Origin of the sequence: Bradyrhizobium sp. SHOUNA76, assembly GCF_023006445.1 — a bacterium.
GTDB lineage: Bacteria > Pseudomonadota > Alphaproteobacteria > Rhizobiales > Xanthobacteraceae > Bradyrhizobium.
Genome location: NZ_JALBHA010000261.1, coordinates 1 through 8,741, shown reverse-complemented (window position 1 = coordinate 8,741; position 8,741 = coordinate 1). Strand labels below are relative to the sequence as shown.

General features: G+C 64.2%; 11 protein-coding genes. 7 read left to right on the top strand and 4 right to left on the bottom strand.

Annotation, left to right across the window (positions count from 1 at the left end; translation table 11 throughout):
• The 5 genes from MOV74_RS23440 to thiC all read left to right on the top strand — a co-directional run.
• Nucleotides 1–614, top strand: a 614-nt coding sequence (locus tag MOV74_RS23440; protein WP_246927633.1) for an FAD-dependent oxidoreductase, incomplete at its 5' end; no start/stop codon positions are given.
• On the top strand, nt 605–802 hold the full coding sequence (gene thiS / locus MOV74_RS23435) for a sulfur carrier protein ThiS (protein WP_246927628.1): 198 nt from the start codon (nt 605–607) through the stop codon (nt 800–802). The genes MOV74_RS23440 and thiS, both read left to right, overlap by 10 nt.
• A gap of 165 nt (nt 803–967) precedes the next feature.
• Entirely contained in the window at nt 968–1,750 is a 783-nt protein-coding gene (locus MOV74_RS23430; RefSeq protein ID WP_246927625.1) for a thiazole synthase, read from the top strand.
• Nucleotides 1,737–2,345, top strand: a complete 609-nt coding sequence (locus tag MOV74_RS23425) for a thiamine phosphate synthase (RefSeq protein WP_246927622.1) — start codon at nt 1,737–1,739, stop codon at nt 2,343–2,345. The genes MOV74_RS23430 and MOV74_RS23425 overlap by 14 nt, the downstream gene beginning before the upstream one ends.
• Before the next feature lie 260 nt (nt 2,346–2,605).
• Nucleotides 2,606–4,504, top strand: a complete 1,899-nt coding sequence (gene thiC, locus MOV74_RS23420; RefSeq protein ID WP_246927610.1) for a phosphomethylpyrimidine synthase ThiC — start codon at nt 2,606–2,608, stop codon at nt 4,502–4,504.
• A gap of 97 nt (nt 4,505–4,601) precedes the next feature.
• Here thiC and MOV74_RS23415 read toward each other — a convergent pair whose 3' ends face one another.
• Entirely contained in the window at nt 4,602–5,339 is a 738-nt protein-coding gene (locus MOV74_RS23415) for a hypothetical protein (protein WP_246927607.1), read from the bottom strand.
• 170 nt (nt 5,340–5,509) lie between these two features.
• Nucleotides 5,510–6,055, bottom strand: a complete 546-nt coding sequence (locus MOV74_RS23410; protein WP_246927604.1) for a phosphohydrolase — start codon at nt 6,053–6,055, stop codon at nt 5,510–5,512.
• Between the two features lie 48 nt (nt 6,056–6,103).
• Here MOV74_RS23410 and MOV74_RS23405 point away from each other — a divergent pair, with 48 nt between their 5' ends.
• Nucleotides 6,104–6,616 (top strand): mismatch-specific DNA-glycosylase, encoded by a 513-nt coding sequence (locus tag MOV74_RS23405; protein WP_246927601.1) that lies wholly within the window; start codon nt 6,104–6,106, stop codon nt 6,614–6,616.
• 169 nt (nt 6,617–6,785) lie between these two features.
• Here MOV74_RS23405 and MOV74_RS23400 read toward each other — a convergent pair whose 3' ends face one another.
• Nucleotides 6,786–7,331: a phosphohydrolase gene (locus MOV74_RS23400; RefSeq protein WP_246927637.1), complete on the bottom strand. Its 546-nt coding sequence runs from the start codon at nt 7,329–7,331 to the stop codon at nt 6,786–6,788.
• 10 nt (nt 7,332–7,341) lie between these two features.
• A complete protein-coding gene (locus MOV74_RS23395; RefSeq protein ID WP_246927600.1) occupies nt 7,342–7,566 on the bottom strand; it encodes a DUF6429 family protein in 225 nt (74 codons plus the stop codon).
• A 266-nt stretch (nt 7,567–7,832) separates the two neighbouring features.
• Here MOV74_RS23395 and MOV74_RS23390 point away from each other — a divergent pair, with 266 nt between their 5' ends.
• Complete coding sequence (locus tag MOV74_RS23390; protein WP_246927598.1) at nt 7,833–8,483, top strand: glutathione S-transferase family protein; 651 nt, start codon at nt 7,833–7,835, stop codon at nt 8,481–8,483.
• Nucleotides 8,484–8,741 lie beyond the last annotated feature (258 nt).

The window sequence follows — 8,741 nt, the reverse complement described above, 5'->3', positions numbered from 1 at the left end:
CGCTGTTCTTCCCGGCCGAAGGCCATGTCGAGCCGCGCCGCGTGCTGCCGCAGCTGCACGAGCGCATCCGCGCCGCCGGCGGCACCATCAAGTTCGAAAGCGACGTCACCGTCGACGATCTCGCAAAGGACCCTGACGGCATCGTGATCGACTGCCGCGGCCTCGGTGCGCGCGACGAGCAGCCGGAGCTTCGCGGCGTCAAGGGCGAGATGATCCTGATCGAGACCGCCGAGGTGCAGCTGGCGCGCCCGGTGCGGCTGATGCATCCGCGCTGGCCGCTCTACGTGATCCCGCGCGAGGACAATCTGTTCATGCTGGGCGCGACCTCGATCGAGGCCGAGGACACCGGCGTCAGCGTCCGCTCCGCGCTGGAGCTGCTCGGCGCGGCCTATACCGTGCATCCGGCGTTCGGCGAAGCCCGCATCGTCGAATTCGGCTCGGGGTTGCGGCCCGCTTATCCCGACAATCTGCCGCGCATCGGCATTCGCGGCCGCAGGATCAGCATCAACGGCCTCTACCGCCACGGCTTCCTGATCGCGCCCGCGCTCGCCGAGCTGACGCTGACCTATGTCGAGCGCGGCCAGATCGACAACGAGGTGATGCAATGCTTGTGATCGTCAACGGCGAGCAGCGCGAGGTGAACTCGGGAAGCGTCGACGCGCTGCTCTCGGAGCTCGATTACGAGGGCACCCATTTCGCCATCGCGCTCAACTACGACGTCGTGCCGAAAAGCCGCTGGGCCGAGACGCCGCTCAAGGCCGGCGACGAGATCGAGATCATCACGCCGCGGCAGGGAGGGTGAGGTGATATTTGCCGCCACGAACTCCGTCGTCATCCTGAGGTGCGAGCCGTCTTCGGCTCGCCTCGAAGGATGGCCCACGCACGCGGCTGTCATCCTTCGAGGCGCGCAAGAGCGCGCACCTCAGGATGACGGTCCTCGCTTGTTGCCTGCAAGGAAATTGAAGCCATGGTGACCTTCTACGGCAAAACCTTCGCCTCCCGCCTGCTGATCGGCAGCGCGCTCTATCCCTCGCCTGCGATCATGCAGTCCGCGATCCGTGCTTCCGGCTCGAACATCGTCACGGTGTCGCTGCGGCGCGAATCCGCCGGCGGCAAAACTGGCGACGCGTTCTGGAATCTGATCCGCGAGCTCGACGTCACCGTGCTGCCGAACACCGCGGGATGCCGCACGGTGCGCGAGGCGGTGACGACCGCAAAGCTCGCCCGCGAATTGTTCGGCACGTCCTGGATCAAGCTCGAAGTGATCGCCGACAACGACACGCTGCAGCCCGACGTCGTCGGCCTGGTCGAGGCCGCGACCATCCTGATCAAGGACGGCTTTGAAGTATTCCCCTATTGCACCGAGGACCTCTCGGTTGCGAACCGCCTGGTCGATGCCGGCTGCAAGGTGGTGATGCCATGGGCCGCTCCGATCGGCAGCGCGAAGGGCATCACCAATCGCGATGCGCTCAAGCTGCTGCGCGAACGGCTGCCGGACATCACGCTGGTGGTCGACGCCGGCATCGGGGCACCCAGCCACGCGGCAGAGGCGCTCGAGCTTGGCTTCGACGCCGTGCTGCTCAACACCGCGATCGCCAAAGCGGCAGATCCCGTCGCGATGGCCAATGCCTTCCGCTTCGGCTGTGATGCCGGCCGCACCGCTTATGAAGCCGGGCTGATGAACGCCCGCGACTTCGCCTCCCCCTCCACCCCTGTCGTTGGGACCCCGTTCTGGCATGCCGTATCCTGATCGCTTCTATCCTGTCGTCGACAGCCTGAAATGGGTCGAACGCCTGACCAAGCTCGGCGTCGGCACCATCCAGCTGCGTGCGAAAGAACTCAACGACGCCGACGCGCTGCAAATCGTCACCGACGCGTTGGCGATCACTGAGGGCACGCAAGCCAGGCTGGTCGTGAACGATTATTGGCGCGCGGCGGTCGTCGCCGGCGCGAAATACCTGCATCTCGGCCAGGAGGATCTCGCCGACGCGGACCTGAAAGCGATCCGCGAAGCCGGCCTGTCGCTCGGCATCTCCACCCATGACGACGCCGAGCTTGAAACCGCGCTGGCGGCAAAGCCCGACTACGTCGCGCTGGGCCCGATCTTCTTCACCACGCTCAAATCGATGCGCTTCGAGCCGCAGGGCATTCCGAAGATCACCGAATGGAAGAAGCGCATCGGCGCCATCCCGCTGGTCGCGATCGGCGGCATCAAGTTCGAGCACGCCGCGGAGATCTTTGCCGCGGGCGCGGATTCGATCGCGGTGGTGTCCGACGTCACGCAGAACGCCGACCCCGATGCCCGCGTGCGGCAATGGCTCGACGGCTCGAAGGAGGCGGCGTGACCGAAACTCTCTCCACCCGTCATTGCGAGCGAAGCGAAGCAATCCAGAATCCCTCTGCGGAGACAGTCTGGATTGCTTCGTCGCAAGGGCTCCTCGCAATGACGGAGCAAACAATTATCCGTCACCCTGAGGTGGCCGCTCCTTTAGCGGCCCTCGAAGGGCGACGGCCCGGCTCCATCGTTCGAGGCTCGCAAGTGCTCGCGCCTCAGGATTACGAACAGCACGCGACGACGCGATAATCATATTCAACGGAGGATCCCATGAACATCCGCTCCAACCCCGACAAGACCGTCCCCGCCGTCACCACCGGCCCGCTGCCGTCCTCGCGAAAGATCTTCGCATCGCCCGACGCCGCGCCCGATCTGCGCGTGCCCCTGCGCGAGATCATTCTCTCCGAGGGCGCCGGCGAGCCCAACCTGCCGGTCTACGACACCTCGGGCCCCTACACCGATCCGAGCGTCACCATCGACGTCAATGCCGGCCTGGCGCGCAGCCGCAAGCAATGGGTGCTGGAGCGCGGCGGCGTCGAGGAATATGAGGGCCGCCAGATCAAGCCGGAAGACAATGGCAGCGTCTCCACCGACAAGGCCGCGCGCGCGTTCAGCGCTTATCACAAGCCGCTGCGCGGTCTCGACGGCCACAAGATCACCCAGCTCGAATTCGCCCGCGCCGGCATCATCACCAAGGAGATGGTCTACGTCGCCGCCCGCGAAAATCTCGGCCGCAAGCAGCAGCTCGAGCGCGCCGAAGCCGCCCTCGCCGACGGCGAAAGCTTCGGCGCATCGGTGCCCGCCTTCATCACCCCGGAGTTCGTGCGCGACGAGATCGCGCGCGGCCGAGCCATCATCCCCTCCAACATCAACCACAGCGAACTCGAGCCGATGATCATCGGCCGCAACTTCCTGACCAAGATCAACGCCAATATCGGCAACTCGGCGGTGACGTCTTCCGTCGAGGAGGAGGTCGAGAAGATGGTGTGGGCGATCCGCTGGGGCGCCGACACCGTGATGGACCTGTCGACCGGCCGCAACATCCACACCACCCGCGAATGGATTTTGCGCAATTCGCCCGTGCCGATCGGCACGGTGCCGATCTACCAGGCGCTGGAAAAGTGCAACGGCGATCCCGTGCAGCTGACCTGGGAGCTCTACAAGGACACCTTGATCGAGCAGTGCGAGCAGGGCGTCGATTATTTCACCATCCACGCCGGCGTGCGCCTGCAATACATCCACCTCACCGCCAGCCGCGTCACCGGCATCGTCTCGCGCGGCGGCTCGATCATGGCGAAGTGGTGCCTGGCGCATCACAAGGAGAGCTTCCTCTATACGCATTTCGACGAGATCTGCGACCTCATGCGCAAGTATGACGTCTCGTTCTCGCTCGGCGACGGCCTGCGCCCGGGCTCGATCGCGGACGCCAACGACCGCGCGCAGTTCGCGGAGCTGGAGACGCTCGGCGAGCTCACGAAGATCGCGTGGGACAAGGGCTGCCAGGTCATGATCGAGGGCCCCGGCCACGTGCCAATGCACAAGATCAAGATCAACATGGACAAGCAGCTCAAGGAATGCGGCGAAGCGCCGTTCTACACGCTTGGACCGCTGACCACCGACATCGCGCCTGGCTATGACCACATCACCTCAGGCATTGGTGCTGCCATGATCGGCTGGTTCGGCTGCGCCATGCTCTGCTACGTCACGCCGAAGGAGCATCTCGGCCTGCCCGACCGCAACGACGTCAAGGTCGGCGTCATCACCTACAAGATCGCCGCCCACGCCTCCGATCTCGCCAAGGGCCACCCGGCCGCACAGCTGCGCGACGACGCCCTCTCCCGCGCCCGTTTCGACTTCCGCTGGAGCGACCAGTTCAACCTCGGCCTCGATCCCGACACCGCGAAAAACTTCCACGACGAGACCCTGCCGAAGGAAGCCCACAAGGTCGCCCATTTCTGCTCGATGTGCGGACCGAAGTTCTGCTCGATGAAGATCACCCAGGATGTGCGGGACTATGCGGCGACGCTGAACGACCCGAACAGCATCGGCATGTCCTTGAGCGGGACGGCCGAGGACGGCATGAAGCAGATGAGCGCGAAGTTCAAGGAGATGGGCTCAAGCGTGTATCTGGATGCGGAGAAGGTGAAGGAGAGCAATCGGGTGCTGTGAGCTTGTCTTCGCCCGTCATGCCCGGGCTTGACCGGGCATCCATCGGAAAGCAAAGGCCGGGCGAGAGCCCGGCCATCTATTTTGGCCGGAGAGGCCCCTATGCGATGTCCACATAGATTTCTAAGGGCAAGCTAAATTTATGCGCGAGCTCCATCGTCGGTGAGACCATCGAGCTGCTGTTCCTCTTCTCGACGCGCATGAAAATCAGATCACGATAAAAACGCATCTCCGAAACCAACTCATCCAGATTTCGACTTTCATACTGATCGAGCCATCGTCGTAACCGATCCCCCGTCAAGATCGATCGATCCTTACTCCACGGCGCCGCTTGAAGTTGTTCGAGGACCCACATCCTTGCCCCGCTGGGAGCAACATGTGCGATATCGGGGTCAAAAACGACGAAACAAACATCAAGCACTGCCCTGAGCGTATCAGGTCGGCTGCCATGCAGAGCCGTAACGTGGAAGTCGCTGCTCGTCTTCGGCGCCTTCCGAGGCAGCAACTCACCGCCGACCGAGAGACGCAAACCATGCTTGTCGGCAAGTTTCCAAGCCCGTAGGACCGCCTCTTCGCCAACGGAACTCGCAAAGACAACGTCGATTGCATTCTTGTAGAAGCCATACTCCGTACCGAAAGCGTCATCCGGATGCGCATCCCCTATCAACGGAAAGGAACTACGCATGTCGTCGAACCACTTCCGCAATGGAGGTGACGACGTTTCCGGTTTGCTCCAATCGCCTCTTGGATCGCCCTCAATTTCTCGCTGTATCCAATCGTGATAGTCAACATGCTCCGGTGCAGCACGCTCATCGAACACGAAAGCTCTGATACCCATCGTTTTGTTCTCTCAGACGAACGAAGAAATGCCGCGATCCCGTAGGGTGGGTTAGCGTAGCGTAATCCACCGCTTGGCATCCAGAGCCTCTCCAGGAGTGGTGGGTTACGCCTTGCGCCGGCGCGTGTTGCACGACCGCGCTTGTGAGCGGCCAACCCACCCTACGCTGCTCAGCTCAACGACGCTAATTCGCGCGCGAGATTGTCGCGGGCGCGCTGATCATACTTCGCGGCGAAGCCGGCATCGGGATAGATGACCGGGCGGGCGGCGAACCGGCGCAACACTGCGGCGCGGCCGGCGCGGTAATCGGCATCGCTGACATGGATGAACTCCTGCCGGATGGCGGCGGCATAGGCGTCGTAGCGTGCCGGCTCTGCGCCGAGGATGCTGAGGTCGATCGAGATCAGGATGGCGCCGAGGCGATCGTCGGGCTTGACCTCGTGTGACTTGGTGAGGCGGATCAGGCGGCCGACCTCGTGGGCGATATCGGCGCGGACGTACTGTTCGGCGAGTTGCGCGCTCAGCTCTTCATTGTCCGACCGGGTCGGGTCGTAGACGACATCGTGCCACCAGATCACTTCCGTCAGGATCTCGCGCTCGTTCGCAGAGAAACTGTCCACCCTCGTGAGCGCAGCGAGGCAATCCTCGATATGCGCGAGGTTGTGATAGTGGCGGCCGGGCGCCGCGTAGGCGGCAACCAATTCTTCGCGGGTCATCGCCGAGGTATAGGATCAAAGCAGCGGAGATGGTAGCCATCAGTTAAGATGCCCAAGCCCTCTCTCCACCGCCTCCCCGACCAGCTCCGTTCCAACCTCCGCCTCGTCTTCGTCGGCACCGCCGCCTCGACGCGCTCGGCCGAGCTCGGGCACTACTACGCCCATCCCGGCAACCGCTTCTGGCGCGCGATCCATGAGGCCGGCATCACGCCGCGGCGTTATCAGCCGGGCGAGTTTGCGGAGTTGATCGCGCTCGGGATCGGCTTCACCGATCTCTCCAAGACGGGCGCGGGGATGGATCACCAGATCGCGGCGGAGACGATCGACGTGGCGGGCTTCAGGGCGAAGATGGAGAAGTATCGGCCGCGGACGATTGCGTTCACGAGCAAGAAAGCGGCGAGCCTGTTTTACGGCAGGCCGTCGAGCGGGATTTCGCTGGGGCGGCAGCAGCGCGACGAGAGCCTGCCCGAGATCTTCGTGCTGCCGTCGCCGTCGGGTGCGGCGTCGGGGAGTTGGACGTTGGAGCCGTGGCGCGAGCTTGCTGCATGGATCGCGGCGTAGGGTGGGCCAAGGCGCTCTTGCGCCGTGCCCACCATCTCCACGCATCCGGTAGAACGGTGGGCACAGCGCGCGAAGAGCGCGCCTTTGCCCACCCTACAACACTGACCGGCGCGGATCGGCCGTGCTTCGTAGATCCGTAGGGTAACCCACCCTACGCACCACCATTGCCTCAGCTCAGCGACGCCAGCTCGCGCGCGAGATTGGCGCGGGCTTGCCGGTCAAAGGTGGCGGCGAAGTCGGGATCGGGAAAGATCACCTCGCGCGCCGCGAAGTGGCGGAGCACCCGGGCGCGGCCGACGCGGTAGTCGTCCTCGCCGACATGGATGAATTCGCGGCGGATCGCGGCGGCATAGGCGCCATATCGTGCGGGATCAGTACCGAGAATGCTGAGATCGATCGAGATCAGGATCGCCCCGAGGCGATCGCCGGCGGCGACGTCGTGCGTCTTGGTCAGGCGGATCAGACGGCCGACCTCCTGACGAAGCTCGGTGCGGACGTGCTGTTCGGCGAGTTCCGCGCTGCGCTCCTCGTTGTCCGACCGGGTCGGGTCGTAGACGACGTCGTGCCACCAGATCGCCTCCGAGAGCGTCTCGCGCTCGGCGGCAGAAAGACCCTCGACGCGCGCGAGCGCGGCCAGGCAATCCTCGATATGCGAGAGATTGTGATAGTGGCGGCCGGCCGCCGCATAGGCCGCGGCCAACTGTTCCCGATTCATCGGCAAGACCTCATTCATCGAACAATTCCTTGAAGAGCCTCTTTGCGCGTTCGAGGCCTTCGGGCGTGAACACCACGGATTTCACCTTGCCGACGGGATCGTCAATCATGCCCTTGTCATGCAGGCGGCCGAGCACGCCCCAATCAAAGCCCTTCCAGGCCCGATAGCCGTCGTGCAGGGTGAGATAAAGCAAGGCCAGCGCGGCGTCGTCGATCTTGTCCTTGTTGATGGCCATCTTGAACCTCCTCCGGAGCGGAGTGTCTGCATTGTAGCAAGTGTAATGTGGATCAGGCCACTTGTCCGCCGCGAAGGCGGACGTGTCATCCACCAATGGCGCTGGCTCCGCTGACGCCAAGGTGGTGGGTTACGCCTTGCGCCGTTACGTGTTGATGGACCGCGCATGTGACCGCTAACCCAGCCTACAAGGACGCGGCAGGATGTCGGAATCCGCAACCGTCGTTCGTCCTTAGGGTACAAAGTGCAATCAACCCGGAACCCCACATGCCCGCCACCATCACCGCGTTCGAAAACTCCCCCGACTGCGGCCGCGGACAGGCGCGCGACATGCGGGTCCGCTGGGCGCTGGAGGAGGTCGGCCAGCCCTACGACGTTCGCCTGGTCTCGTTCGAGACGATGAAGGCGCCCGCGCATCGCGCGCTGCATCCGTTCGGGCAGATCCCGACCTATGAGGACGGCGATCTCGCGCTGTTCGAATCCGGCGCGATCGTGCTCCACATCGCCGAGCGCCACGATGGCTTGCTGCCGAAGGATGCCAATGCGAAGAGCCGCGCGATCGCGTGGATGTTCGCCGCGCTCAGCACGGTGGAGCCGCCGATCGTCGAGCTCACCATGGCCATGCTGTTCGAGCGCGACAAGAGGTGGTACGCGGAGCGCCTGCCCATGTTGCAGGATCGCGTCCGCGTCAGGCTCGGCGAACTCTCCCGCCGCCTCGACAATGCCGACTGGCTCGACGACGCCTTCAGCGCCGGCGATCTCATGATGGTGACGGTACTGCGGCGGCTGAACACATCGGGTTTGCTGGACGAGTATCCCGCTATCGCCGCCTATGTCGCCCGCGGCGAGGCGCGGCCGGCGTTCCGGCGGGCGTTCGATGCGCAGCTTGCGGTGTTCACCGCAGCGTCACTCTCGTAGGGTGGGCAAAAGCGAAGCGTGCCCACGATCTGTATCTATCACTGACGAATGGTGGGCACGGTGCTTGCGCGCCCTTGCCCACCCTACGGCACCTCGACCTACCGCATCGTGATCGCGAGGCCGCTGAGATCGGCATTCGCCATCAACCCGACCTGCGTGCCGGTCAATTCCAGCACCGCGCCCTTCTGGTTGGTCAGCACGATGGCGCGGGCGCCGCGGCCCAGCGCGAGGCCGGCACCGGCGGCGCCGTAGACGCCG

Bases quoted from the DNA above. Each gene is read 5' to 3' on its own strand.
- thiS (WP_246927628.1), top strand. From the start codon at position 605: ATGCTTGTGATCGTCAACGGCGAGCAGCGCGAGGTGAACTCGGGAAGC.
- MOV74_RS23430 (WP_246927625.1), top strand. From the start codon at position 968: ATGGTGACCTTCTACGGCAAAACCTTCGCCTCCCGCCTGCTGATCGGC.
- MOV74_RS23425 (WP_246927622.1), top strand. From the start codon at position 1,737: ATGCCGTATCCTGATCGCTTCTATCCTGTCGTCGACAGCCTGAAATGG.
- thiC (WP_246927610.1), top strand. From the start codon at position 2,606: ATGAACATCCGCTCCAACCCCGACAAGACCGTCCCCGCCGTCACCACC.
- MOV74_RS23415 (WP_246927607.1), bottom strand. From the start codon at position 5,339: ATGGGTATCAGAGCTTTCGTGTTCGATGAGCGTGCTGCACCGGAGCAT.
- MOV74_RS23410 (WP_246927604.1), bottom strand. From the start codon at position 6,055: ATGACCCGCGAAGAATTGGTTGCCGCCTACGCGGCGCCCGGCCGCCAC.
- MOV74_RS23405 (WP_246927601.1), top strand. From the start codon at position 6,104: ATGCCCAAGCCCTCTCTCCACCGCCTCCCCGACCAGCTCCGTTCCAAC.
- MOV74_RS23400 (WP_246927637.1), bottom strand. From the start codon at position 7,331: ATGAATCGGGAACAGTTGGCCGCGGCCTATGCGGCGGCCGGCCGCCAC.
- MOV74_RS23395 (WP_246927600.1), bottom strand. From the start codon at position 7,566: ATGGCCATCAACAAGGACAAGATCGACGACGCCGCGCTGGCCTTGCTT.
- MOV74_RS23390 (WP_246927598.1), top strand. From the start codon at position 7,833: ATGCCCGCCACCATCACCGCGTTCGAAAACTCCCCCGACTGCGGCCGC.